This window comes from Mesorhizobium sp. M8A.F.Ca.ET.202.01.1.1 (assembly GCF_004791595.1).
Lineage (GTDB): Bacteria > Pseudomonadota > Alphaproteobacteria > Rhizobiales > Rhizobiaceae > Mesorhizobium.
On sequence record NZ_SRUN01000001.1, the window covers coordinates 540,792 to 564,476 of the forward strand.

21 protein-coding genes are annotated in these 23,685 nt (G+C 64.3%); 6 read left to right on the forward strand and 15 right to left on the reverse strand.

Annotation, left to right across the window (positions count from 1 at the left end):
- Positions 1-3: 3 nt before the first annotated feature.
- The 3 genes from EN845_RS02935 to EN845_RS02945 all read right to left on the reverse strand — a co-directional run bounded on the left by EN845_RS02935 (position 4) and on the right by EN845_RS02945 (position 2,459).
- Positions 4-249 (reverse strand): DUF4170 domain-containing protein, encoded by a 246-nt coding sequence (locus tag EN845_RS02935; protein WP_015318348.1) that lies wholly within the window; start codon positions 247-249, stop codon positions 4-6.
- Positions 250-325: 76 nt separating this feature from the next.
- A complete protein-coding gene (locus tag EN845_RS02940) occupies positions 326-1,129 on the reverse strand; it encodes a 3'(2'),5'-bisphosphate nucleotidase CysQ (RefSeq protein WP_127280826.1) in 804 nt (267 codons plus the stop codon).
- Positions 1,116-2,459: a TldD/PmbA family protein gene (locus tag EN845_RS02945; RefSeq protein ID WP_127869691.1), complete on the reverse strand. Its 1,344-nt coding sequence runs from the start codon at positions 2,457-2,459 to the stop codon at positions 1,116-1,118. The genes EN845_RS02940 and EN845_RS02945 overlap by 14 nt, the downstream gene beginning before the upstream one ends.
- A 174-nt stretch (positions 2,460-2,633) precedes the next feature.
- Between EN845_RS02945 and EN845_RS02950 the strand changes: the two genes are divergently transcribed.
- Positions 2,634-3,050 (forward strand): VOC family protein, encoded by a 417-nt coding sequence (locus EN845_RS02950; RefSeq protein ID WP_127276730.1) that lies wholly within the window; start codon positions 2,634-2,636, stop codon positions 3,048-3,050.
- A gap of 26 nt (positions 3,051-3,076) precedes the next feature.
- On the opposite strand, the gene epmA is transcribed toward EN845_RS02950, so the two are convergent.
- Positions 3,077-4,123, reverse strand: coding sequence for an EF-P lysine aminoacylase EpmA (gene epmA, locus EN845_RS02955; RefSeq protein WP_127276733.1), 1,047 nt, complete (start codon positions 4,121-4,123; stop codon positions 3,077-3,079).
- A gap of 186 nt (positions 4,124-4,309) precedes the next feature.
- Between epmA and efp the strand changes: the two genes are divergently transcribed.
- Positions 4,310-4,879, forward strand: a complete 570-nt coding sequence (gene efp, locus EN845_RS02960; RefSeq protein WP_127276735.1) for an elongation factor P — start codon at positions 4,310-4,312, stop codon at positions 4,877-4,879.
- An 81-nt stretch (positions 4,880-4,960) separates the two neighbouring features.
- On the opposite strand, the gene EN845_RS02965 is transcribed toward efp, so the two are convergent.
- From EN845_RS02965 to EN845_RS02985, 5 genes are all read right to left on the reverse strand, one after another.
- The gene (locus tag EN845_RS02965; RefSeq protein ID WP_127276737.1) at positions 4,961-5,827 is read right to left on the reverse strand and encodes a patatin-like phospholipase family protein; all 867 of its coding nucleotides are present in this window, start codon (positions 5,825-5,827) and stop codon (positions 4,961-4,963) included.
- On the reverse strand, positions 5,824-7,200 hold the full coding sequence (locus EN845_RS02970; RefSeq protein ID WP_127869732.1) for a pitrilysin family protein: 1,377 nt from the start codon (positions 7,198-7,200) through the stop codon (positions 5,824-5,826). The genes EN845_RS02965 and EN845_RS02970 overlap by 4 nt, the downstream gene beginning before the upstream one ends.
- A gap of 2 nt (positions 7,201-7,202) precedes the next feature.
- On the reverse strand, positions 7,203-8,591 hold the full coding sequence (locus tag EN845_RS02975) for a pitrilysin family protein (protein WP_127869692.1): 1,389 nt from the start codon (positions 8,589-8,591) through the stop codon (positions 7,203-7,205).
- Between the two features lie 119 nt (positions 8,592-8,710).
- The gene (gene rsmD / locus EN845_RS02980; RefSeq protein WP_127276744.1) at positions 8,711-9,265 is read right to left on the reverse strand and encodes a 16S rRNA (guanine(966)-N(2))-methyltransferase RsmD; all 555 of its coding nucleotides are present in this window, start codon (positions 9,263-9,265) and stop codon (positions 8,711-8,713) included.
- On the reverse strand, positions 9,262-11,352 hold the full coding sequence (locus EN845_RS02985; RefSeq protein ID WP_127869693.1) for a pseudouridine synthase: 2,091 nt from the start codon (positions 11,350-11,352) through the stop codon (positions 9,262-9,264). Before EN845_RS02985 ends, rsmD begins: the two co-directional genes overlap by 4 nt.
- A gap of 180 nt (positions 11,353-11,532) precedes the next feature.
- Between EN845_RS02985 and EN845_RS02990 the strand changes: the two genes are divergently transcribed.
- On the forward strand, positions 11,533-11,982 hold the full coding sequence (locus EN845_RS02990; protein WP_127276748.1) for a nucleoside deaminase: 450 nt from the start codon (positions 11,533-11,535) through the stop codon (positions 11,980-11,982).
- Positions 11,983-12,018: 36 nt separating this feature from the next.
- Here the strand turns inward: EN845_RS02990 and EN845_RS02995 are convergent, their stop codons facing one another.
- From EN845_RS02995 to EN845_RS03005, 3 genes are all read right to left on the reverse strand, one after another.
- Positions 12,019-12,696: a hypothetical protein gene (locus EN845_RS02995; protein ID WP_127276750.1), complete on the reverse strand. Its 678-nt coding sequence runs from the start codon at positions 12,694-12,696 to the stop codon at positions 12,019-12,021.
- Between the two features lie 371 nt (positions 12,697-13,067).
- A complete protein-coding gene (ileS, locus tag EN845_RS03000; protein WP_127869694.1) occupies positions 13,068-16,052 on the reverse strand; it encodes an isoleucine--tRNA ligase in 2,985 nt (994 codons plus the stop codon).
- A 284-nt stretch (positions 16,053-16,336) separates the two neighbouring features.
- Positions 16,337-17,107, reverse strand: coding sequence for a MipA/OmpV family protein (locus EN845_RS03005; protein WP_245511620.1), 771 nt, complete (start codon positions 17,105-17,107; stop codon positions 16,337-16,339).
- Between the two features lie 219 nt (positions 17,108-17,326).
- Here EN845_RS03005 and EN845_RS03010 point away from each other — a divergent pair, with 219 nt between their 5' ends.
- Complete coding sequence (locus EN845_RS03010; RefSeq protein WP_127869696.1) at positions 17,327-17,881, forward strand: HdeD family acid-resistance protein; 555 nt, start codon at positions 17,327-17,329, stop codon at positions 17,879-17,881.
- A gap of 31 nt (positions 17,882-17,912) precedes the next feature.
- Here the strand turns inward: EN845_RS03010 and EN845_RS03015 are convergent, their stop codons facing one another.
- Both EN845_RS03015 and EN845_RS03020 read right to left on the reverse strand, forming a co-directional pair.
- Positions 17,913-18,893, reverse strand: a complete 981-nt coding sequence (locus EN845_RS03015) for a bifunctional riboflavin kinase/FAD synthetase (protein ID WP_127869733.1) — start codon at positions 18,891-18,893, stop codon at positions 17,913-17,915.
- 6 nt (positions 18,894-18,899) lie between these two features.
- Entirely contained in the window at positions 18,900-19,760 is an 861-nt protein-coding gene (locus EN845_RS03020) for a TIGR01459 family HAD-type hydrolase (RefSeq protein ID WP_127869697.1), read from the reverse strand.
- Between the two features lie 260 nt (positions 19,761-20,020).
- Between EN845_RS03020 and EN845_RS03025 the strand changes: the two genes are divergently transcribed.
- The gene (locus tag EN845_RS03025; RefSeq protein ID WP_189522862.1) at positions 20,021-22,006 is read left to right on the forward strand and encodes a TadE/TadG family type IV pilus assembly protein; all 1,986 of its coding nucleotides are present in this window, start codon (positions 20,021-20,023) and stop codon (positions 22,004-22,006) included.
- Positions 22,007-22,127: 121 nt separating this feature from the next.
- Positions 22,128-22,760 carry a LysE family translocator gene (locus tag EN845_RS03030; RefSeq protein ID WP_127278888.1) on the forward strand — a complete coding sequence of 211 codons (633 nt, stop codon included), beginning with the start codon at positions 22,128-22,130 and terminating at the stop codon, positions 22,758-22,760.
- 12 nt (positions 22,761-22,772) lie between these two features.
- On the opposite strand, the gene EN845_RS03035 is transcribed toward EN845_RS03030, so the two are convergent.
- Positions 22,773-23,681 (reverse strand): dienelactone hydrolase family protein, encoded by a 909-nt coding sequence (locus EN845_RS03035; protein WP_245511621.1) that lies wholly within the window; start codon positions 23,679-23,681, stop codon positions 22,773-22,775.
- Between the last annotated feature and the right edge of the window lie 4 nt (positions 23,682-23,685).

Below are 23,685 nucleotides of genomic sequence, written 5' to 3' on the forward strand. Positions count from 1 at the left end.
AGGTCAACCGGCGGCCTTGCTATCAGGATCCAGCAGGCGGTGCAGATGAACGACGAAATAACGCATATGAGCATTGTCCACGCTGGCTTGCGCCTTGGCTTTCCACGCAGTGTGCGCGGATTGATAGTCGGGATAGACGCCGACGATGTCGAGCGCGTCGAGATCCCTGAACTCGGTACCGCCAAGCTTCTTGAGTTCGCCGCCGAACACCAGATGCAAAAGCTGTTTCTTTCCGTCTTCCGCGGCCATGTCGGTCCTTCACATATCGTGAGTTTGTGACAGGTCTAGACCAAAGCCGCCGACTTTGGAACCTTCGAAAACGCTTTCAGGCATCCAGCCCGGCGATGACATCGACAAGCACCGCCAGCAGGTCCCCGCTGCCGGCGGCGAGCGCGCCGTGGCGGATCACCTCGCCGGCGTAGAGCGGCGCGCGGCCATTCGGGTCGAGCAGTTGACCGCCCGCCTCGCGCAGGATGAGATCGGCGGCTGCGATGTCCCAGTCATGCGCGTTCGGCTTGACGAACGTTGCGTCGAGCGTCCCGTTGGCGATCATCGCCAGGCGGTAGGCGAGCGAGGGGATGTAGGGTGCCCGCTGCAGCCGCTGCTGCCAGGCGGCAGGCACCAGGTCGATCAACTGCTTCAATCCTGAAATTTCAGCCTTGTCCCCAGGCTTGCGCACCGCGATGCGCTTGTCGTTGCGGAAGGCGCCCTGAGCGGGCAGCGCCGAGTAGGTCTCATCCATCGCCGGACATTCGAGCACCCCGGCGAGCGTGCGGCCATTCTCGACGACGGCAACGCTGACGCACCATGTCCGCTGGCCTTCGAGGAAGCCGCGCGTGCCGTCGATCGGGTCGACAACGAAGGTGCGGCGCGCCGAAAGCCGTGCCGGATCGTCGGCCGTCTCTTCCGACAGCCAGCCATAATCCGGCCGTGCCGCAAGCAGCGTCTGGCGCAGATACGCATCGGCGGCATGATCAGCTTCGCTGACCGGCGAGGTGCCGCCCTTCATCCAGACCTGCGGATTGTTGCCGAAGTAGCGCATGGCGATAAGACCGGCCTCGCGGGCGGCGTCACGCAGCAGCGGCAAGTCCTGATCGGCACCGGCAGTGGTCAGGTCATGCTCCGGCAAGGGTCATGCCTTCTATCAGGAGCGTCGGGGCCGCGGTGCCGAAATTGCGGTCGAGGTCATTGGCCGGCACCATGTTGAGGAACATCGTCTTCAGGTTCGAGGCGATGGTGACTTCGGCGACCGGATAGGCGAGCGCGCCATTTTCGATCCAGAAGCCCGAGGCGCCGCGACTGTATTCGCCGGTGAGCATGTCCACGCCTTGGCCGAACACTTCGGTGACGTAGAAGCCGGTCTTGAGCGAGCCGATCAAATCCTCCGGCGAGCGCTCGCCCGCCTCGATGGCAAGGTTCGTCGACGACGGCGAGACGGAGGAGCCGCCGCGCGCGCCGCGACCGTTGGTGACAAGGCCGAGCTCCCGCGCCGCCGACGTCGACAGGAACCAGTGGTTGAGGACACCCTTTTCAATCATCAGGAGCCTCTCGCCCTCGACGCCTTCGCCATCGAATGGACGCGAGGCCTGGCCACGGCGCCGCAACGGCTCGTCGGTGACGGTGATGGCGGCAGCGGCCACCTGCTTGCCCATCATGTCGCGCAGGAACGAGGTTTTTCGCGCAACGGAAGCACCGTTGATGGCGCCGGCGATATGGCCGGCAATGCCGCGCGCGACGCGCGGGTCGAACACCACGTCGACCGGTCCGGTCGCCGCCTTGCGCGCGCCAAGACGACGCACGGCCCGTTCGCCGGCCATGCGGCCGATATCCTCGGGCGCGTCGAGATCGGCAAAATGCTGGCGCGAGGAGAATTCATAGTCGCGCTCCATGCCGGTGCCCTCGCCGGCAATGACGCTGGCCGAGCGCGAAAAGCGCGAGGCGACATACTGGCCGAGAAAACCGTGCGAGGTGGCCAGAACCATCCCGCCCAGCCCGGCGCTGGCATTGCTGCCGGACGAATTGGTCACGCCCTTGACGGCGAGAGCCGCCGCTTCGGCCGCAAGGGCCGCTTCCTTCAACTGGTCGGCCGACACTTCGGTCGCGTCGAACAGGTCCAGGTCGCGCGTCTGCCTGGCGAGCAGCGCAGGGTCGGCAAGACCCTGGTAGGGATCCTCGGGAGACACCTTGGCCATGGCAACGGCACGCTCGGCAAGCGCCTTCGGATCGGACGCGGCGGTGGCCGATACGCTGGCCACACGCTGGCCGACGAAGACCCGCAGCGAAACATCGTCGCCCTCGGATGCTTCGGTGTTTTCGACCTTGCCAAGCCGCACCGAAACACCGGTCGAGCGGCCACGCACCGCGACGGCGTCCGCGGCATCGGCGCCAGCGCGTTTGGCGGCCTCGACCAGGGCCGCGACGCGGTCCGTCAATTTCGCGGCGTCGAGCTTGTCGGTCATGCACTTGATCCTGTTTCTTCAGCCTGTCCGGAAGGCAGGTGCTGCCGCACCATCTATTGTTCCAATGCCGCTTGTGCAATGGCAGAAGGGCAATCAGGATGTCGCGACCAAATCGCCATCGAAGCGCCCGCCAGGAGCGGACGCCGCAGTTTTTGCCTATCTGGAGCCTTCGCCATGACGCCTTTCCATCTTGCCTTTCCGGTTCGTGATCTCGATGAAACGCGAACTTTCTATGGCGAGGTGCTGGGCTGCGCGATCGGCCGCTCGTCGGCGACCTGGGTCGATTTCGACCTTTATGGCCACCAGATGTCGGCGCATCTGCGGCCGCAGGCCGCGCAAGCCGCCAGTGACGGCAAGGTCGACGGCATTTTGGTGCCGATTCCGCATTTCGGCGCCGTGCTCTTAATGGATGACTGGCAGCGCCTGGCGACGCGGCTGGAAGCGCGCGACGACATAGACTGGCTGGAGCGGCCAATGGTCCGCTTCCAGGGCGAGCCCGGCGAACAGGCGACGCTGTTTATTCGCGACCCATCAGGCAACGCCCTGGAATTCAAGGGTTTTCGCTCACTGGAGCAGGTTTTCGCGCATTGAAAAGAGAGCCTGGTAGCGGCTCTCGTTCAAGATGTCGCGACGGGTGTCCAGATAACGGCCTCGATCTTCTGCGCGCCGGTCGCCAGCATCGCCAGGCGGTCGAAGCCGAGCGCGATGCCGCTGGCCTGCGGCATGATGGCAAGGGCAGCCAGGAAATCCTCGTCCAGCGGGTAGCGCTCGCCATAGATGCGCTCCTTCTCGTCCATCTCGATGATAAAGCGCCGGCGCTGCTCGGCCGCGTCGGTCAACTCGCCAAAGCCGTTGGCGAGCTCGACACCGCAGCAATAGAGTTCGAACCGTTCGGCGACGCGTGGATCCCCGGGGCTCGGACGGGCGAGCGCCGCCTCGGCGACCGGATATTCGCACAGGATGGTCGCCCGCCCCTGCCCGAGGAACGGCTCGATCTTTTCCACCATCACGCGGCTGAACAAATCCGCCCAGGTGTCGTCGGGCGCTGTGCGCAGGCCGGCTTGGACCAGCGCGGCATGAAGCGCGTCCCGGTCCGTGCCGCCGTCGACGGCGACCGTGGCCAGCAGATCGATGCCGGCATGGTGGCTGAAGGCGTCCGCCACGGTCAGCCGCTCCGGTTTGGCGAACGGATCGCAATCGCGGCCACGGAAGGAAAAGCGCGTGGCCCCTGCCCGTGTCGCGGCCAGCGCCAGCAGATCGGCGCAGTCGCGCATCAGGCTTTCGTAGGTTTCGCCCACCCGGTACCATTCGAGCATGGTGAATTCGGGATGGTGCAAAGGACCGCGCTCGCGGTTGCGGTAGACCGGACCCAGGCTGAAAATGCGCTGCTCCCCCGCGGCAAGCAGTTTCTTGCAGGCGAATTCCGGCGAGGTGTGGAGATAAAGCGGCGAGCGGACGCCATCCGGCCCTACCGCTTCCGTGGCGAAAGCCGCCAGATGTGCCTCGTTACCGGGCGAGACCTGCAGCGCCGCCGTCTCCACCTCGATGAAGTCGTTACCGGCGAACCAGTCGCGCAAGGCCGCCGTCAGCTTGTTGCGCAGCATAAGGCGCGGGCGGCGATCGGCGTGGACATGCGGCGTCCACCAGGGCGACGCGGCGGTCATGAGCGGATTGAAGGCATGGCGGTGCGCCCCATGTCAGTTCGCCCCCCATGCCAGTTCGCCCCATGCCAGTTCGCCCCATGCCAGTTCGCATTGGGGGGCTGGCGGTTCGCGCCAAGATGCGCTAGGCCCCCATCCAGCGCCGCACAAGCCGGCAAACGCCAGTCAACTCTTGCAGGATTTAAAACCGTGGTGAAAGTCATCGCCAGTTCGCTCCGCAAAGGCAATGTCGTCGACAAGGACGGCAAGCTTTATGTGATCCTCTTTGCCGAAAACATTCACCCAGGCAAGGGCACGCCCGTGACCCAGCTCGACATGCGGCGCATCGGCGACGGGGTGAAGGTGTCGGAGCGCTACCGCACCACCGAGCAGGTGGAGCGTGCCTATGTCGAGGAGCGCGAGCACACCTTCCTCTACGCCGACGGCGAAGGCTATCACTTCATGAACCCGGAAACCTACGACCAGGTGGCGGTGACGGAAGCCGTGGTCGGCGACGCAGCCCCCTATCTGCAGGAAGGCATGCCGGTGCAGGTGTCGCAGTTCAACGGCATCGCGATAGCCCTGGTGCTGCCGCAGCGCGCCACCTTCGAAGTGGTCGACACCGAGCCGACGACCAAGGGCCAGACGGCGTCGTCCTCCTACAAGCCGGCCGTGCTTTCCAACGGCGTGCGCACCACCGTGCCGCCGCACATCGCGCCTGGCACCCGCGTGGTGGTGATGACCGCCGACGGGTCCTATGTGGAGCGGGCGAAGGACTGAGGGTAAGCCCTCGGCACTGCTTCACCGCCGAGGCGGCACAAACAACCCTCACGGTCTTGCAGACGTAGTCGCTGATAGCGATCACGCTTTGGCTGCAACCCTTCTTTTTTTCGCTTTGGCGGCGCGCTGTTCAACTGCGGCCTCCACCTCGCGCTTCAGCCGATCCTTGATTTCAACCGTCTCGTTCATCAGGGCGTCGATCTTCAGGAAATCGAGCACCCGGTATTTGGACACCGCCGGGCGGACCAGTATGTCGGGCTGGCACTGTTTCAGCTTGTTGGCGATGATCGACTGCATCATCAGCTGCGTGGCGCCGAACATCAGGTCGACTGAGGTCGGCTGTTTGCGGTCGGCCTCTTCCGGCGCGCCGACCACGTCGACGCCGATGATGATGTCGGCATCCTTCTCGATCAGGTCGAACGGCACGGGGTTGTAGATGCCGCCGTCGATCAGCAGCCTGCCGTCGCGCGTCACCGGGCGGAAGACGGCGGGAATGGCGGCCGAAGCGGCAAGGGCCGAGTGCAGGTCGCCGTCGTCGAAGACAGCGAGCTTGTGGCCGAAATAGTCCGTCGCCGTCACCTTCAGCGGGATTTTCAATTCGGCGAAGGTTTCGGGAATGGCCTCGGGCAGAAACGCCTTGAGGATGCGTTCGACATTGAACTGGCTGACGCGGATACCATTTTGCATGGCCTCGGCGATCGTGCCCGGCCGCGCCCGCCACATGCGGCTCGCCACCTCGGCGCGGCGGCCAAGGATCGAGCGGGCATAGTCGTGGATATCCTTGCCGGTCATGCCGGCGGCCATGCCGGCGCCCATGATGGCGCCGATCGACGAGCCGGCTATCGCCACCGGCTTGATGCCAAGCTCGTCCAGCGCCTCGATGACATGGATATGCGCCAGGCCGCGCGCGCCGCCGCCGCCGAAAGCTATGCCAAAGGTGGGGCTCATCCCTTGCCTGCTCCCGCCAGTGGAGGCCCGATCACCATGATGGTCGGCTCCGCCGTCAGTAGCTTCTTCGCCGCCGCCTTGACCTGATCCAACGTCACCGCGTTGATGTAACCGCTGCGGCGCTGCATGTAGTCGATGCCGAGATCGTCGAGTTGCAGTTCGACCAGCGTCGCGGCGATGGAACTCGACGAATCCAGATTGTTGATCGCATAGGCGCCGATCAGATATTTCTTGGTCGCCGCCAGTTCGGCCTCGGTCGGGCCGTCCTCGGCCAGCCGCTTGACGACGTCGCGCACGATGCCGAGCGTCTCGGCGGCGCGGTCGGAACGCGTTCCGGTGGTGACGATCAGTGCGTCGGCGTGGTCCTGGTTTACCAGCGAGGAATTGACGCTGTAGGCCAGCCCGCGCTTTTCGCGCACCTCTTGGAACAGGCGCGAGGTGAAGGTGCCGCCGCCAAGGATTTCGTTCATCAGCGCGGCCGGGAAGAAATCCGGCGACGTGCGCTTCACGCCGGGCCACGCGAGCTGCAGCGAGGTCTGCGGCAGGTCGTAATTGACCTCGATATGCTGCGCCAGCCTGGGCTCGATATCGCCGACAGGGGCGAGCGCCTGGTTCGGCGGCAGATCGCCGAACACCATGTCCAGCTTCTTCTTCAGCGTCTCGGCGTCGATGGCGCCGACCACGGCGACATGCAGGCCGCCGCGCGCGAATACCGCCTTGTGCAGGGCCTTGAGATCGGCCTGAGTGATGGCGGCGACGCTCTGCCTGGTGCCCTGATCGGAGCGCGAATAGGGGTGGTCGCCATAGACGGCGCGCGCCCATCGGTTCTGCGCCACCGTGTCTGGGTCGTTCTCGTTGGCGATGATGCCGGACAGGACCTGGGCGCGGATGCGGTCGATAGGCGCCTGATCGAAGCGCGGCTCGTTGACCGCCAGCCGCAACAGGTCGAAGGCTTCGTCGCGCTGTTCGGCCAGCATGCGCATGGAGCCGTAGATGCCATCGCGGGTCTCGTCGAAGCTCATCTCGGCGCCGGCATCGTCGAGCCTGATTTGGAAAGCTTCCGAATCGAGAGTGCCGGCGCCTTCGTCGAACAGACCGGTCATCAGATTGGCCAGCCCTTCCTTGCCCGGCGGATCCTGAGTCGAGCCGCCGCCAAAGACGAGGCGGATGGCGACAACCGGCACGGAATAGTCCTCGACCAGCCAGGCCGTGACGCCCTTCGGCGAGGTGACGGACTGGATCTCCATGGCGCGGGCGGAAAGCGCCGGCAGGACCAGGAAGAGGATGGAGAGGAAGAGGGTCGCGAGGGCGTGCAGGGCCTTCCTTTCTCCCCTTGCGGGAGAAGGAAAAGCGCGGAGATGCTCGTTCATCATCATCAATTCCCCGCCTGTTGCTGCGGCAAGAGATAGCCTGACGTCGAGCGGGCCGGCACAAGATAGCGCGCGGCCACGGCCTTGACCTCGTCGGTTGTGACCTTGCGGATGCGATCCGGCCATTGCTGCACGTCCTGGACATTGCCGCCGGTGGCGAGCGTCGAGCCATAGATGTTGGCCATGGAATCCTGCTTGTCGCGGGCAAAGATCATCGACCTGACATAGCGGTCCTTGGCTTTTTCGAGCTCATCCGATGTGACGCCGTCGCTGGCGAGGCGCGCCACCTCCGCATCGACCGCGGCTTCGACGTCGGCCAGCTTGGCGTCGCCGCGCGGCGCGCCATAGACGGTGAAATTGGTGTCGTCGAGCATGGTGCCCTGGAAGTAAGCGCCGGCGCTGGAAGCGATGCCCTGCTTGACGACAAGCGCCTGGTAAAGCCGGCTGCGGTTGCCGCCGCCGAGAATCTCGGCGAGCAGATCGAGCGCTTCGGCCTCACCCGGCTTGGCGGTGTGATAGGAAGGCACGACCCATTGTGTCGAGAAACTCGGCACGCTGACGCGGGCGTCGGAGAGCGTGACGGTGCGCCTGGTATTCTGCTCCGGTTCGACCGGGCGCACCCGCGGCGGCAGATCCGGCCCGCGGGCCACCTTGCCGTAGGTCTTCTCGGCCAGCGCCTTCACCGTTTCCGGTTCGACGTCGCCGGCCACGATCAGCACGACGTTGTTGGGCCGGTAGTACTTGTTGTAGAAGGCGACGGCGTCGGTGCGGTTCAGCTGCTCCATCTCCTGCATCCAGCCGATGACCGGGATACGATAGGGCTGGTTCTGCCACAGTGTGGCATCGACCTCCTCGTCGAGCACGGCCTGCGGATTGTTGTCGATGCGCGAGCGGCGCTCCTCCAGGATCACGTCGCGCTCGGTCTTGATGACGTCGTCGGTGAGGATGAGGTTGCGCATGCGGTCGGCTTCGAAGCTCATCATCAGCTCGAGATCCGACGGGGCCACCGTCTCGTGGAAAGCGGTGTAGTCATAGGAGGTGAAGGCGTTGTTGGAGCCGCCAATGTCGGAGACGGCGCGATCGAACTCGCCGGCCGCGTGATGAGCTGTCGCCTTGAACATCAGATGCTCGAAGAAATGGGCGATGCCGGATTTGCCCGGCGGCTCGTCGGCGCTACCGATCTTGTACCAGACCATATGGGTGACGATCGGCGCGCGGTGATCGGGAATGACGACCACTTCCATACCGTTGTCGAGCAGGAAATCCGTGACCTTGAACTCGGCCGGCAGAGTCTTGGGCGACGCAGAACTGTCGGCCAGGACAGGCCCGGCGATGAACAAGGCCAGCGAGGTCGCCAGCAGCGCCGGCCGCAGCCATTCAGTCCTGGATGTCATCGATGGCTCCGGTTTTCATGCAGCGACGATAGGCAAGGCGCTGGCGACAAGCAAAGTGAATTGTTGGTCATCTTGCCGGCAAAGGCGGCGGCAAAGAGGCCACTGCTGAAGCGGTCCTGTCAGGCAGCCTCGATGAAGCGGATGACGGTCTCGCCATAGTTGCGCTCATCGAGCACGGAAAAGCCCGGGCCTGGCTCGAAGGGAACCGCCGCCGTCTCCTCGACCACACAGAGCGCGCCGGGGCGCAGCCAGCCGCCATCCTTGGCGGACCGCAGGGCGCGCTCGCCAAGGCCCTTGCCGTAGGGCGGATCGGCAAAGACGAGACCGAACGGCGCCAGCGTGCCCGCCTCGCCAAGGCCGGTTGCATCGCGGCGGAAGATCTTGGTGCGTCCGGTCAGGCCGAAGGCCTCGACATTGTCGCGGATCAGGCCCCGGCCTTCGGCCGATTCCTCGATGAACACGCCATAGGATGCCCCGCGCGACAGGGCTTCCAAACCAAGCGCGCCGGTGCCGGCGAACAGGTCGAGCACGCGCGCGCCCTCCACTTGCCCGGCGAAGCGATGCGCCAGAACGTTGAAGACGGCCTCGCGGGTCCGGTCGGTCGTCGGGCGGATAGCGCTGCTGCGGGGCGTCGCCAGCGGACGCCCGCGAAACTCACCGCCGACGATTCTCATCTTGTGCGGGGACCCTTGGGGCCGCCGCGCGGCCGCTCACCGCCACCGGCGCCTCCTGGACGCTCGCCACGCGGCTTGCCGAATGGCTTCGCACCGCCTGGTTTGTCGGCGGGCTTGCCATATGACGGCTTGAACGAGGCCTTGCGCGCTTTGTTCTCGGCCGCCTTGGCCGCATCGGCCTCCGCCCTGCCCTTGCCGATCGGCCGGGCTCCCGGCGCCATCCAGACATTGGCCTTGCGCTGGCCTGGCGGCTCGATCGGCCGTTGCTCGCGTTCGGATTTCTTGCCGCCGCGAGGCTTGTCACCGAATCCGCCGCGCGGCTTGTCGCCGAAACTTCCACGCGGCTTATCGCCAAAGCCGCCACGCTCCGGTCGCGGACCGCGATCGCCGAAGCTCTTTTCTGCTCTCTCGCCTCTGTCGGGACTCGTCGACAGTTTGCCGAGCGCCTCGTCGCGGCTGCCTTCCCGGCGTTTGCGGTTCTTGATCAGCCCGCCCTCGCCGATCGGCCGTCGCTCGCCGTCTCGCGTCAACTTCGGCCGTTCGGGCTCGGCCTCGCGGACTTCGGTGCGCCGCACGGGCTGGTTGGAAAACGGTTTTGTTATCTCGGCGTCGAAATTGGCGCCGGATTCCTCGACCAGGCGCTCGCCAAGCTGGTCGCGCAGCACTCGGCCCTTGATCTCCAGCACATGACCTTCGGGGAGATCCTCGAGCTGGAACGGGCCGTAGGAGATGCGGATCAGCCGCGTGACGTCGAGGCCGAGCGCGCCGAGGATGTTCTTGACCTCACGGTTCTTGCCCTCGCGCAAGCCGATCGTCAGCCAGGCGTTGGAGCCCTGCTCGCGATCGAGGCTGGCTTCGATGGCGCCGTAGAAGACGCCGTCGACGGCAATGCCTTCGCGCAGGCCGGCGAGCGCGCTTTCCTCGACCTTGCCGTGGACGCGCACGCGGTAGCGGCGCAGCCAGCCGGTGGCCGGCAGTTCGAGCACGCGCGACAGGCCGCCATCATTGGTCAGCAGCAGCAGGCCTTCAGTGTTGATATCGAGCCGGCCGATGGTCATCAGCCGCGGCAGCTCGGCCGGCAGCACGTCGAAGACGGTCTTGCGGCCTTCGGGGTCGCGGTTGGTGGTGACGACGCCGGCCGGCTTGTGGAACAGGAACAGGCGCGTGCGTTCGATCGGCGGGATTTCCATGCCGTCGAGATGGATGATGTCATTGGGCATGACGTTGAACGCCGGCGAGGCCAGCACCCGGCCATTGACCTTGACGCGGCCGGCGGCGATCAGTTCCTCGGCATCGCGGCGCGAGGCGAGCCCGGCGCGTGCCAGCCGCTTGGCGATGCGCTCGCCGGCTTCTTCGGTTCCTTCGGCTGGTCGCGGACGTGGCTTGAAACCACCGCCCGATGCACCCTGGGGCCGATCACCGAAATCACGCTTGGGTCTGTCGCCTCCAAAGTCGCGCTTTGGACGGTCAGCAAAATCCCGCTTCGGACGATCTGTGAAATCACGCTTGGGACGGTCAAAGCGCTTTTCGCCGCCGTCGGCCGAAGCAGAAAACGGACGGTCGCCGCGCGGCGCGTAGGGTTTGCGCGGGCCTTCACGCTTCTCATAAGGCTTGCGTTCGCCTTCGGCCGCCATGGGACGGTCGCCACGCGAGGCATAGGGTTTGCGCGGCCCTTCACGCTTCTCATAAGGCTTGCGCTCGCCTTCGGCGGCGATCGGACGCTCGCCGCGCGGGGCATAGGGCTTGCGCGGCCCCTCGCGCTTTTCATAAGGCTTGCGCTCGCCTTCGGCCGCCATCGGACGGTCGCCGCGAGGCGCGTAGGGCTTGCGCGGGCCTTCGCGCTTTTCGTAAGGCTTGCCTTCTGGGCGCGGTCCCTTGCTGAACGGCCTGTCACCGCCCTTGAAGTCCCGCTTCGGCCGGTCCCCATCGGCGGCCATCGGCCGATCGCCACGCGGGGCATAAGGCTTTTTCGTACCAAAGGACGGCTTCCCGCCCTTGCTGGCGTCGCGGCCACGTGCACCTGCCGATTTCGGGCCACTCCTGCCCGGGCCGCCTTTGCGCGGAGATTTCTTGTCGTTGTCGTCCATGTGGCCTTTGTCCGTTTGCGCTGCTACAGCGTGGCACATCCGTTCGGCGCGCAACGAACGCTGTAGCATTTTTGATTTGGCGCATGATCATTCCCGAAAATCGAGTCCGATTTTCGGGTTGATGCGCTCCATAACAGGATCACCGCCGGGTGGCGAGGATATAATGGGAAGACAAACCGCTTGAAGAGGCCGGATTTCATGGCGCTGGCGCTGCAGGAGGCCGAAGCTGCAGCCTTGCGCGGCGAAGTGCCGGTCGGCGCGGTGATCGCCAATGGCGGCACGGTCATTGCCAGTGCCGGGAACCGCACGCGCGAGCTTGCCGACCCGACGGCGCACGCAGAGATGCTAGTGATCCGTGAAGCCTGCGGCAAACTCTCGAGCGAGCGGCTCACCGGCCACGATCTTTATGTGACACTGGAACCTTGCGCCATGTGCGCCGGAGCCATCTCCTTCGCCAGGCTGCGCCGTCTCTATTTCGGCGCCGCCGACGAAAAGGGCGGCGCCGTGGTCAACGGCGTACGCTTCTTCACTTCTTCGACCTGCCATCACACACCCGATATCTATCCGGGTATGGCCGAAACCGAAGCGGGCCTGCTGCTGAAGGATTTTTTCAGGGGGCGTCGAGACTGAGCCAAGGCCGCGCACGACAAGGCGGCGCGACTGTTCTTACAGCGACGGCAACCAGTCGAACCAGCCGCCCTTCTTGCCCTCGGCCTTTGCCTTGAGGCGGCGCTCCTTCTTGTACTCGTCTTCGCCGAGTTCGTTCTGCGGCGCGGCATCGGAGGCGACACGGTAGGGCAATGGCGGCTCGCTGAGATATTTACGCGTATTGGGGTCGCCCTGCTTGCTTTCGGCAAGGCGGCGCTGGATCTCGGCAGCGCGGCCCTTGTCGGAATCGGCGGGTTTCCACGCCGGCGGGTGGCTAGATCCTGATTCAGCCATCGCCCTTTTCACCGAAGCCGGATCCGTCTGCACGTCGTCGACGATCTCCGCCTGGTAGGCTGGGTCATTCTGGTGCGCGGTGGCGTCGGCGCGCAGGCGCGCGCGGCGCTGCTCGGGCGACTCGGGCCAGCCGGCGTTCGCCGTCTGAATGCTTTCCTGCGGGGCAGGCAGCGCTTCCTTCTGGCCGGGTGCCGGCTTCACCAGAGTGGGACGCGGCTTGTAGTCGATCGGGTCCTTGTGCTTCGGCGCGAAGGACACGGCGCCTGTCAGATCGCCGGCCAACTGTTCGGCAGCGGTCTTGTCGGTGCCATAGGTCGGAGAGCCCATGCAGCCGGACAAAGCGAGGCCCGATACGACAAGCGGCGCCAACAGCGCAAGGCGCGCGTTATATCTCTCGGTCATGCCAAAAAGTCCCACTCTAGACAGCCTCTCGATCGCACCGGCTTTGTATCCGGTCCCCATCTTGCAAGCACTTGCGACGGAAATCCGGCGACAATTTGTCTTCCGGAGTTTCGCGTGTTTACCTCAACCACTCGTTAAGGGCAACGCGCGGCCGGATCTCCACCGTTCGGCGTGGCATTTGTGCACTTCTTTGATCTGGTGCCTGTCGTTTGTCCCAAAACCGCTGCGCACTTTTGGGCGACAGGCACGCGCTTGATCTGGTGCCTGTCGTTTATCCCAAAACCGCTACGCACTTTTGGGCGACAGGCACGCGCTTGATCTGGTGCCTGTCGTTTATCCCAAAACCGCTACGCACTTTTGGGCGACAGGCACTAGAGCCTTCCCAGCGCCTTCAACTCGTGCAGCACGGCGGCATCACGTGCCGAAACATCCGGGAATTCCGGATCCTGCCCGACATCGGCCGTGTAGCGCCAGGAACGCGCGCATTTGACCAGTCCGCGATCCTCCGCTTTCTCGACCACCACGGCGACGCCCTTGACATCGTCGAGGGCAAAGGCGGTTTGCGGCGCCTGGCCATGGGCAATGACCAGATCGCTGGTGATCGCCATTTCAGCCATGTCGACGTCCGATATCGCCGCCTCGAGCGCCGCGTCGTTGATCGTGACCACCGGTACAGCCTCCAGCGAGGAGCCGATCACCTTCTGGGCACGCGCAATCTCGAGCGCGCCGGTGACGACGCGGCGCACCTGCCTGACCTTGCGCCATTTCTCCGCCAGCGCCTCGTTCTTCCAATTCGCAGGGATGTGCGGGAACTGGTCGAGATGTACCGAGACCGCATCGGGATGACGGTCGAGCCAGGCCTCTTCCATGGTGAAGGGCAGCATCGGCGCCAGCCATCTCACCAGGCAGTCGAAGAGATGGCGCACCACCTGGACCGAGGCCTTGCGCTTCACGCTCGACGGGCCATCGCAATAGAGCGCGTCCTTGCGAATATCGAAATAGAAGGCCGACAGCTCGACCACCATGAAATCGAGCAGTGCGCGCGTGATGCGCTTGAACTCGAAGGCGTCGTAGCCCTGGCGCACCACCTCGTCGAGCTCCGCCAACCGGTGCAGCATCAGCCGCTCCAGCTCCGGCATCGTCTCCAGGGGCACGTCCTCACCATCGTCATGGGCGAGCGTGCCCAGCATCCAGCGGATGGTGTTGCGCAGCTTGCGATAGGCATCGATGTTGGTCTGCAGCACGTTCTTGCCGAGCCGCTGGTCTTCCCAATAGTCGGTCGTCACCACCCAGAGCCGCAGGATATCGGCGCCGGACTGCTTGATCACATCCTGCGGCACGACCGTGTTGCCGAGCGATTTCGACATCTTGCGGCCATCCTCGTCCATGGTGAAGCCATGGGTGACGACGGTGTCGTAAGGCGCCCTGCCCCTGGTGCCGCAGCTTTCGAGCAGTGAGGAGTGGAACCAGCCGCGATGCTGGTCGGAGCCTTCGAGATAGACATCCGCCGGCCACTTCAGGTCGGGCCGGTCTTCCAGGGTGAAGACATGGGTCGAGCCCGAATCGAACCAGACGTCAAGAATGTCCATCACCTGCCGCCATTTGGAGGCATCGTGATTGCCGAGGAAGCGCTCCTTGGCGCCGGGCGCGAACCAGGCGTCGGCGCCCTCCGCCTCGAAGGCGTCCATGATGCGCTGGTTGACCGCCTCGTCCTTCAGCACGTTGCCGTCCTCGTCGGCGAAGACGGCGATCGGCACGCCCCAGGCGCGCTGGCGCGACAGCACCCAGTCGGGGCGCTCCTCGATCATGGCGCGGATACGGTTCTGGCCGGCGGCCGGGACAAAGCGCGTCTCGTCGATCGCCTTCAGCGCGCGGCTGCGCAACGTGGTGCCATCACCGAGGTCCTTGTCCATGTAGACGAACCATTGCGGCGTGTTGCGGAAGATGACCGGCTTCTTCGAACGCCATGAATGCGGGTAGCTGTGCTTCAGCCGGCCGCGCGCGAACAGCGCGTTGCGCTTGATCAGTTCGTCGATGACCGCCTGGTTGGCGTTGCCCTTCTTGCCGTTGTCGTCGATGACGCGCGCTGGTCCGCCTTCGCGGTCCGGGCCAAAGCCCGGCGCGTCCTTGGTGAAGAAGCCGGCATCGTCGACGGTGAACGGGATCTCGGTGTCGATGCCGCGTTGGCGCAGCGCCGGCGCGGCATCCATCCAGGCATCAAAGTCCTCGCGGCCATGGCCGGGAGCCGTGTGCACGAAGCCCGTGCCGGCATCATCGGTGACATGCTCGCCGGCGATCATCGCAACCGGGAACTCGTAGCCGCCACCGAGGCCCTTGAAGGGATGCGAAAGCACAAGATTTCCAAGCTGTTCTGCGCTGATGCCGTGAAGGCGCTTCAACGTGACCTTGGCCTTGGCCTGGCTTTCCTCGGCCAGGGCATCGGCAAAGATCAGCTTCTCGCCCGGCTGCGGGCCAAACGCATTCTCGGCCGCCGTCACCTCGTAGAGGCCATAGGCGACGCGCGGCGAATAGCTGACGGCGCGGTTGCCAGGGATGGTCCATGGCGTCGTCGTCCAGATGACGACATGGGCATCCAGCAGGTCAAGCGAGCGCCCGCTCAGGTCCGGATCGAGCTCCGCCGGCTGCCCGTCCACAACACTGGCGAGGACGAGATTGGCCACCGGAAACTTCGCCCAGATCGTGTCGGACTCGTAATCCTGGTACTCGATCTCGGCCTCGGCGAGCGCCGTGCGCTCGACGACGCTCCACATCACCGGCTTCGAACCGCGGTAGAGCTGGCCAGACATGGCGAATTTCAGCAATTCGCCGGCGATGCGCGACTCGGCGTGGAAGGCCATGGTCGTGTAAGGGTTCTTGAAGTCGCCGATGACGCCAAGCCGCTGGAACTCGCCACCCTGCACCGAGATCCAGTGCGCGGCGAATTCACGGCATTCCTTGCGGAATTCGTTGACCGGCACCTCATCCTTGTTCTTGCCCTTGGCGCGGTACTGTTCCTCGATCTTCCATTCGATCGGCAGGCCGTGACAATCCCAGCCGGGCACATAATTGGAGTCATAGCCGCGCATCTGGAACGAGCGGGTGATGACATCCTTGAGGATCTTGTTCAGCGCGTGGCCAATGTGGATGTTGCCGTTGGCGTAGGGCGGGCCGTCATGCAGCACGTATTTCGTGCGCCCGGCCGCGCTCTCGCGCAGCTTGCGGTAGAGGTCCATGTCCTGCCAGCGCTTGACAAGCACGGGCTCCTTCTCGGGCAAGCCGGCGCGCATCGGAAACTCCGTCTGCGGCAGGTAAAGGGTCTTGGAATAGTCGATCGTTGATTGGTTTTGGTCGGTCATTGGTCTGCCATGTGCATGCCGGGCCACGTGGCTTGCGGCTTGGAATTTTACTTTATACGCATGCCGTTTTCCCAAACCGGGCCACTTCTGGGCGACATGCCTTGATGATCTGGAAAAGCGCGAGAGGCCGCGCGCAATAGTCCCGGCTGCTCCAACAGCCTTCAGGCTGCCGGGAACACCGGGCTGGTAATTCGTATCGTCGGCGCGCGAAGGCGCGAAAAGCTCGTCATTGCTGGGCTTTTAGCGGAGAAGAGCGCAGGAATAAAGCGTCTCGTTCGATTCACTTACATCTTGAAGTCGAAGCGATAGGTGGTCGACACGCCGACCATGAACTGGTTGCGGTCGCCGCGCTCCTTGACCAGGCTGGAATCGGCCGCCGGACCTTCGAGGCGCGAATATTCGCCAAACAGGCTGGCGGTCATCGGATCGGTCACCTTCCAGGTCACGGCGCCGCCGAGGCCGACGGATTTCAGGCCGCCGCCGGGATTGTACTGGCTCAGCCCCGAGGCCACGGCTTCCTGCGCGTTGACGCCATAGTAGGCATCGAAATAGTTCGCCGAGGCAAAGGACACGCGTGGGCCACCCGAAATCCTGACGGTTGGCGTGACGTCGTAGAAAGCATCGGCGGCGATATCAGCGACAAAGCCATTATGGGCACGGATGCCGTGCCGCAATTCGGCACGTGCGCGCATCCAGTCCGTCGGGTAGAATTCGAAGAAGCCGCCGACCTCGCCGCCCCAGCGCACCGGGTCCAGCCCCTTGAGTTCGTCGGCATCGCCGTCGTCACGCGAGAACAGGAACTTGCCGGTCAGGCCGGCACGGACACCGCCATCGTCGACGAGCGCCAGCGAAATGTTGTCGTTGCGCGACGTGAAACGCGCCTGGGGACCGGCCTTGCCCAGCGAAATGATGGGCTGGGCGCTCAGCATGTACTTCTTGCCGCCCTCGAAATTGGGCGCCACCATGCCGGTCGCGCCGACCATCAGATACCAATCGCCGGACAGCCAGCCGAAAGCGCCATCGCCGGCCTCGGCCGCGCCTGACGTAGCCAGCATGACGGTAGCCAAGGCTGCAGAAATCTTCCCGACCGGACTCATGGCCACTCCACTAACGCGATACGGCGACAGCTTTGACGAGGCTTTGGTAAAATTTGATTTAAGGACGAGACAACCGGCTCGCATTGCCTGCACCATCGCGTCCGCGACCGGCTGGACGCGGGTTGGCGCCGAGGGTAACGTCCTTGCATGCTGGCGGCCCTCAATGGAGGCATGGACATGACCTTGCACGGCGATACTCTGAAGAACGCGATCGGCCAGACGCGCGACAAATGGGGATGGTTCGTCGGCCTGGGCGTGGTGCTGCTGATCCTCGGCGGCATCGCCTTCGGCAATCTGTTCATCGCCACGGTGGCTTCCGTCTATGTCGTTGGATGGCTGATGCTGGTGGCCGGCATCATCGAGATCATGCATGCTTTCGGGGTCAAGACCTGGGGACGCTTCTTCTACTGGCTGCTCAGCGGACTGCTTTATGCGGTCGCCGGATTCTTCGCTTTCGACAATCCGCTGCTGGCCTCGGCGGTGCTGACCTTCCTGCTGGCCGTCGCGCTCGTCGCTTCCGGCGCGCTGCGGGCCTGGGTCGGCTACAGCCACCGCCCGGAGCGCGGCTGGGGCTGGATTGTCGCGGCGGGTCTCATCAGCGTGCTCGCGGGCCTGATCATCGCCATGGGCTGGCCGGTCAACAGCCTGTGGGTGCTCGGACTGTTCCTGGCGATCGACCTGATCTTCCAGGGCTGGACCTTCATCGCCGTCGGTCTTGCATTGAAGAGGTAGGAACTCGCCTCCCCCATTTCGGGGTCATGCTTCAGAACGCCACCGCGGCGTCCAGGCTGGACAGCGGCTTGACGCCGTCAAGCAGCGCGCGTGCCTCGGCTTCATCGCGCTTCATCTGCGCCACCAGCGCATCGAGCCCGTCGAACTTGATCTCGCTGCGCAGGAAGCCGAAGAACGACACTTCGCAAGTCTCGCCATAGAGATCGCCGGAAAAATCGAAGACGAAGGTTTCCAGGAGCGGTGCGCCGTTGTCGTCGACGGTCGGGCGGCGGCCAAAGCTGGCGACGCCGTCGTGCAGCGTGCCGTCGGCGCGCCGGAAGCGGACGGCGTAAATACCTTCCTTCAGCGTGGCTGCCGCCGGAAGCCTCATGTTGGCGGTGGGAAAGCCGAGCGTTCGCCCGAGTTGTTGGCCGCCGACAACCTCGCTTTCCACCGTGAAGCGATAGCCGAGCAGACCGGCGGCCCCGGCCACCTCGCCCTCGCAAAGCAAGGCACGGATGCGGCTCGACGAAACCACCTCGGCGCCTTCGTCGCGAAAGGCGTCGACGAGTGTGACACCGAAGCCATGGCGCTCGCCGGCAGCCATCAGATAGGCCGGCCCGCCCTGGCGGTCCTTGCCGAAATGGAAATCGAATCCGGTCACGGCATGGGTGATGCCCAGCGTCCTCTCCAGCACATCGGTGACGAAGGCTTCCGCCGACAGCGAGGCGAAATCGCGCGTGAAAGGTTGCTCGACGAGCGCGGCAAAGCCCAGCAGCGACAAGAGCCGCGCCTTCATCGGCGGCGGCGTCAGCACGAAAAGCGGCAAATCAGGCTTGAAAACCGTTCGCGGGTGCGGTTCGAAGGTCAGCACCAGGGCCGGCACGCCACGCCGCTTGGCCTCCGCCAATGCCCGTTCGAGAACGGCCTGGTGGCCACGGTGGACGCCATCGAAATTGCCTATCGCAACGACGCCGCCTCGCAGATCGGCGGGCAGCGGCGCGGTTGTCGCAAGATGCTGGAACGCGACCATTGCCACCTACTGCAGCCTTGCGATGACGGCCACCGGACGATAGCCGTGCCGCTCCAGGAAGAGCCCAAGCCTTGCCGGATCCGGCCGGGATGGATCGCCGTAGTCGCGGGCGTGAATGCCGCCGGAGACATAGAGGACGTCGAAACCATTGTCGGCCGCGCCCTTGACGTCGGTCATCATGCCATCGCCGATCGCCAGTATTTGCGAACGCTCAACCGGCTGGCCGAGGATCTCGGCCACCTCCTTCATCGCGACCTCGTAGATCGGCGCATAGGGTTTTCCGGCGATCAGCGTGCGGCCGCCGAGCTGCGCGTAGTCGCGTGCGAGTGCACCGGCGCACCAGATGATCCGTTCGCCGCGTTCAACCATGATATCGGGATTGGCGCAGATGAATGGCAAGTTCCTGGCGCGCAACCGGCGCAGCAGGTCGGTGTAATCCTCGGGTTTTTCAACCTCGTCGTCGAACAGCCCGGTGCACACGACGCCGGCGGCCTCGAATTCCTCGACGAGTTCGACATCGAGGCCATCGTAAAGGGTCAAATCGCGGTCGGCGCCGATGTGGAAGACTTTGCGTGGGCCCTCCGCGATCAGGTCGCGGGTCACGTCGCCCGAGGTCACCACACGGTCATAGGCTGACGGCGGAACGCCGATCACGCTCATCTGTGCCACGACATCGGCACTGCGGCGTGGCGAATTGGTGATCAGAACGACAGGAATGCCGGTCGCCCTTGCCGCCGCCAGCGCGGCCGCGGCCGCCGGAAAATGCCACTCGCCATTGTGCACCACGCCCCAGACGTCGCAGAGAATTGCCGAATAGGCTTTCGACACGTCTTCGAGCGAGCCGACGATTTCGGGCGAATCCGCCATGCCGTTTCCTTCAGTATGATCGTTGCGGGTGCGGCGGCCGACGGTTCGCCGCAGCCGGTTCGAATTATCCGAACCGGCCCATGCTGTCACCAGCTTTCACCCGCATCGGCACGAATTGCGGCGCAAGCCGCGGCCTTTGATTGGTTAGCGGTTGGTGAAGCGCCAACCAAGCAATAGAGCGGTTTCCCAAACCCGTCCTTCAGCGTTCTGTGGGAAGCTCGCGCCGACCGAGAATCCGTCGGCGGGGGCCGCTTCAAGACATGCATGAAATCTGGCGTCAGTTCCGCCGCGACAGGCGCGGCAACTATGCTCTTATGACGGTTGTGGCGATGGTGCCGCTGATGGGCGGTCTGGCGCTCGCTGTCGACTTCACGGAAATGAACCGCGAAAAGCAGATGTTGATGAACGCGCTCGACGCCGCCAACTTCGCTACGGCCCGCCGGCTGACGGAAGGTGCGACCGACGACCAGTTGAGAGCCTATGCGCTCGACTTCTTCAACGCCAATTTGAACGATATCGATCCCGCCAGCGCCACGCTCAACGTCATCTTGCCAAGCAACACCAGCGGCGGCGGCCTGCTCACCATGACCGCCCAGCTCAACTACAAACCCTATTTCTACCCCGCCTTCGCCCAATTCGTCGGCAAATCGGCGACCGATGCGAACCAGAGGCTCAGCTTCAACGTCACCTCGCAGGTGCGGCTGAAGAACACGCTGGAAGTCGCCCTGGTGCTCGACAATTCCGGATCGATGACCACGCTTGGCACGGGCTCGGGGCAAAAGCGCATCGATCTTCTCAAGACTGCTTCCAAGCAGCTAGTCGACACGCTGGCCCAGCAGGCGATCATGATCAAGCAGGTCGACAAGCCGGTGCAATTCGGCCTCGTCCCTTTTGCCGCCTCGGTCAATGTCGGCCCCGGGAATGGCAACGCATCGTGGATGGACACCGAAGGGTTGTCGCCGGTGTCGAACGAGAATTTCGACTGGTCGACGCTGAACGCCGCCAACAAGTACGCCCAGCAAACCAACGGCATCTGGTACAAGCGCGGGACCGGCTGGGGAACCGGGGAAGGCCAGATGCTGACCCGGTTCTCGCTCTACCGCGACATGCAGGTCGTCACCAACCACGAGCGGGTCGTCAACAGCAAACGGGTCGTGTGCGACCAATACAATTCGAACAACACCTGCAAAAGCAGCCACGACGAATATGACTATATCGATTCCTATGGTCCGTTCGCCAGTTGGCAAGGCTGCGTCGAGGCCAGGCCCTACCCCTACAACATCAACGACGCCACGCCGTCCGGTGGCTCGGCCAACACCGGCATCGGCGTCGGCGATCCGGCAACGATGTTTGTGCCCATGTTCGCCCCCGACGAACCGGGCAATCACTGGAAGCTCACCCAGGATCCCGACGAGGCCGCGCCGGCAACCTATGGCGCCCTCAACAGCTGGTGGAACGACGATCCATCGAGCAGCAGCGGCCAATCGCGGCTGCGCAACATGGCCAAGTATTTCCAGCCGCGGCCGATCGATGCGCCGGCGCTGCCCGCCGGGAACGGGCCGAATTACAGCTGCACCACCAACCCGATCACGCCGCTGACCGATGTCAGCGTCGCCGACGGGCTCACCTCGATCAAGGCGGCGATCGACCTGATGCAGCCGAATGGCGGCACCAACGTCCCCGAGGGCATGGCCTGGGGCTGGCGGGTGGTTTCGAGCGGAGAGCCGTTCACGCAAGGGCGCCCGGAAACCGAAAGAGGCAACGACAAGGTGGTGATCGTGCTGACCGACGGCGCCAACACCTATTATACACCTTCCTCGCTGGGCTACTCGGATCCCGCCAATTCGAAATCGACCTATGCGTCCTACGGCTATCTCAACCCCGGTTACAACGGCACTTCGGTCGGCCGCCTGTTCATGGGCACGTCGAGCGCCATCGGTCAGTTGGACTATTCGAACGGCAACTACACCAACGCGCTCAACGAGCAGATGGCCACGCTTTGCAACAACGCCAAGGCAGCCAACATCATGGTGATGACGGTGGCGCTCGACCTGTCGACGACCAAGGCCAGCGACAAGCTGGCGATCGATGCGCTGAAATCCTGCTCGTCGAATTCGCGCTTCCGCAAGGATGCGACGGATCCGAGCAAACCGGCGAAGCTGTTTTGGAATGCGACCGGCGCCAGCCTGGCAAACGATTTCAAGGAAATCGGCAACGAACTGTCGAACCTGCGCGTGGTCGGCTAACCAGGATCGTTCCTGGCGCAACGCCTGGCGGCGTCAAGCCCTTGCAGACGGCCGCCGTGACGGGCACAGATTGACCGCCCGCGCGGTCCCTCATCCATCGCGGCACGCTGGGGAACGAACAATGCCCGACACCGCCAACCATCTCGCCTTCGCGCTGGTCTGCCTCGGCATGGTGCTGACGCCAGGCCCCAACATGATCTACCTGATCTCGCGCTCGCTGTCGCAAGGGCCGAAGGCCGGACTGATCTCGCTTGGCGGCGTTGCGGTCGGCTTCCTGTTCTACGTGCTGTCGGCCGCGTTCGGCATCACGGCGCTGCTGATCGCGGTGCCCTATGCCTATGACGTGTTGCGCTTTGCCGGCGTGCTCTATCTCCTGTGGCTGGCCTGGCAGGCGGTGAAACCCGGCGGACGCTCGCCGTTCCAGGTGCGCGACCTGCCGAAGGACCGGCCGCGCAAGCTGTTCGCCATGGGATTGATGACCAATCTGCTCAATCCCAAGGTGGCCGTTCTCTATCTTTCGCTGCTGCCGCAGTTCATCAGCCCCGGCAAGGGCCATGTCCTGTCGCAGCTCCTGGTGCTGGGCGCGACGCAGATATCGATCAGCCTCAGCGTCAATGCCATCATCGCGCTGACCGCCGGCTCGATCGCCACCTTCCTCGCCGGACGGCCGCTATGGCTGGTGATCCAGCGCTGGATGATGGGAACCGTGCTGACGGCGTTGGCGCTGAAGATGGCGACCGACGCGCAGCGCTGAGGCCGCCTGGCGTCAATCGCCGAAGGCCTGCTTCAGGAAGGCGTGCACGTCGCTTTCCGATCGATCGGCCGCAGCCGCATTGTACTCGACCCGGTGGCCGTAGGCCTCGACGCCGGTCTTGAACTCCTCGGCGTCGAACGCGTGCCGGGCACCCTCGTAGACGTTTAGCTGCACTGGGCTTCCCTTGTCCCTGCGTTGCGCCACCATCTCCCGGCATTTCTGGGCGGGGCTGAAATCATCAAGCTCTCCAATCAGGATCAATGTCGGCACAGCCATGTTACCGCTCGCCACCGAACAGTTCGGATAGTAGGCGATCGCCACGCTGAATTTGTGCTGCATCAGCCGCTCTGCGCCACCAAGCTGGACCGCCTCGAGCGTTGCGATGCCGCCGGCGGAGAACCCCATCAATGCGATGCGTCGCGGGTCGACAAAACTGGCTTTCGACAGAAACTCCAGGGCGCCGTAGGCGTCATAGACGCGATCGGAGAGCAGGCTGTGACAGGTATCCTTTATGCCGCGCGTGCCGAAGCTGTCGACAACGAGAACAACATAACCCCAGGAAGACAGCCGCTGCGGCCAAACCTGCCTGTCATTCGCAAGCACACCAGCGCATCCGTGCAGAGCGACTATAGCCGGGAACGGCCCCTCACCCGGAGGGCGTGTCAGATATCCTCGCAGCGGAATGCCGGGAACAGACTTCGTGGTCTCGCCTCTTTCCTGCGCATTGCGCTCCTGAAACGGCGTCGGCTTCACGGCCGCGCTTTCAAATTGCACCATCTCGTCGGCCCAGGCGGGCGCCGCATCGAAGTCGCCGGCAAGACAAAGGCACGCCAGGCCAACTCCTTTGAGCAAATCCAACACTTTGCCCATCGTCAGCCAGGCTTCGGTTTGTCCTTTGACCGCGTTGACCGGGCCGGACACTTGC

Bases quoted from the DNA above. Each gene is read 5' to 3' on its own strand.
- EN845_RS02965 (WP_127276737.1), bottom strand. From the start codon at position 5,827: ATGAGCCCCACCTTTGGCATAGCTTTCGGCGGCGGCGGCGCGCGCGGC.
- EN845_RS02950 (WP_127276730.1), top strand. From the start codon at position 2,634: ATGACGCCTTTCCATCTTGCCTTTCCGGTTCGTGATCTCGATGAAACG.
- EN845_RS02945 (WP_127869691.1), bottom strand. From the start codon at position 2,459: ATGACCGACAAGCTCGACGCCGCGAAATTGACGGACCGCGTCGCGGCC.
- EN845_RS02985 (WP_127869693.1), bottom strand. From the start codon at position 11,352: ATGGACGACAACGACAAGAAATCTCCGCGCAAAGGCGGCCCGGGCAGG.
- rsmD (WP_127276744.1), bottom strand. From the start codon at position 9,265: ATGAGAATCGTCGGCGGTGAGTTTCGCGGGCGTCCGCTGGCGACGCCC.
- EN845_RS03005 (WP_245511620.1), bottom strand. From the start codon at position 17,107: ATGCTGGCTACGTCAGGCGCGGCCGAGGCCGGCGATGGCGCTTTCGGC.
- EN845_RS02935 (WP_015318348.1), bottom strand. From the start codon at position 249: ATGGCCGCGGAAGACGGAAAGAAACAGCTTTTGCATCTGGTGTTCGGC.
- EN845_RS02995 (WP_127276750.1), bottom strand. From the start codon at position 12,696: ATGACCGAGAGATATAACGCGCGCCTTGCGCTGTTGGCGCCGCTTGTC.
- EN845_RS03025 (WP_189522862.1), top strand. From the start codon at position 20,021: ATGCATGAAATCTGGCGTCAGTTCCGCCGCGACAGGCGCGGCAACTAT.
- EN845_RS03015 (WP_127869733.1), bottom strand. From the start codon at position 18,893: ATGGTCGCGTTCCAGCATCTTGCGACAACCGCGCCGCTGCCCGCCGAT.
- EN845_RS02975 (WP_127869692.1), bottom strand. From the start codon at position 8,591: ATGACATCCAGGACTGAATGGCTGCGGCCGGCGCTGCTGGCGACCTCG.
- EN845_RS03030 (WP_127278888.1), top strand. From the start codon at position 22,128: ATGCCCGACACCGCCAACCATCTCGCCTTCGCGCTGGTCTGCCTCGGC.
- EN845_RS03020 (WP_127869697.1), bottom strand. From the start codon at position 19,760: ATGGCGGATTCGCCCGAAATCGTCGGCTCGCTCGAAGACGTGTCGAAA.
- epmA (WP_127276733.1), bottom strand. From the start codon at position 4,123: ATGACCGCCGCGTCGCCCTGGTGGACGCCGCATGTCCACGCCGATCGC.
- ileS (WP_127869694.1), bottom strand. From the start codon at position 16,052: ATGACCGACCAAAACCAATCAACGATCGACTATTCCAAGACCCTTTAC.
- EN845_RS02970 (WP_127869732.1), bottom strand. From the start codon at position 7,200: ATGATGAACGAGCATCTCCGCGCTTTTCCTTCTCCCGCAAGGGGAGAA.
- EN845_RS03010 (WP_127869696.1), top strand. From the start codon at position 17,327: ATGACCTTGCACGGCGATACTCTGAAGAACGCGATCGGCCAGACGCGC.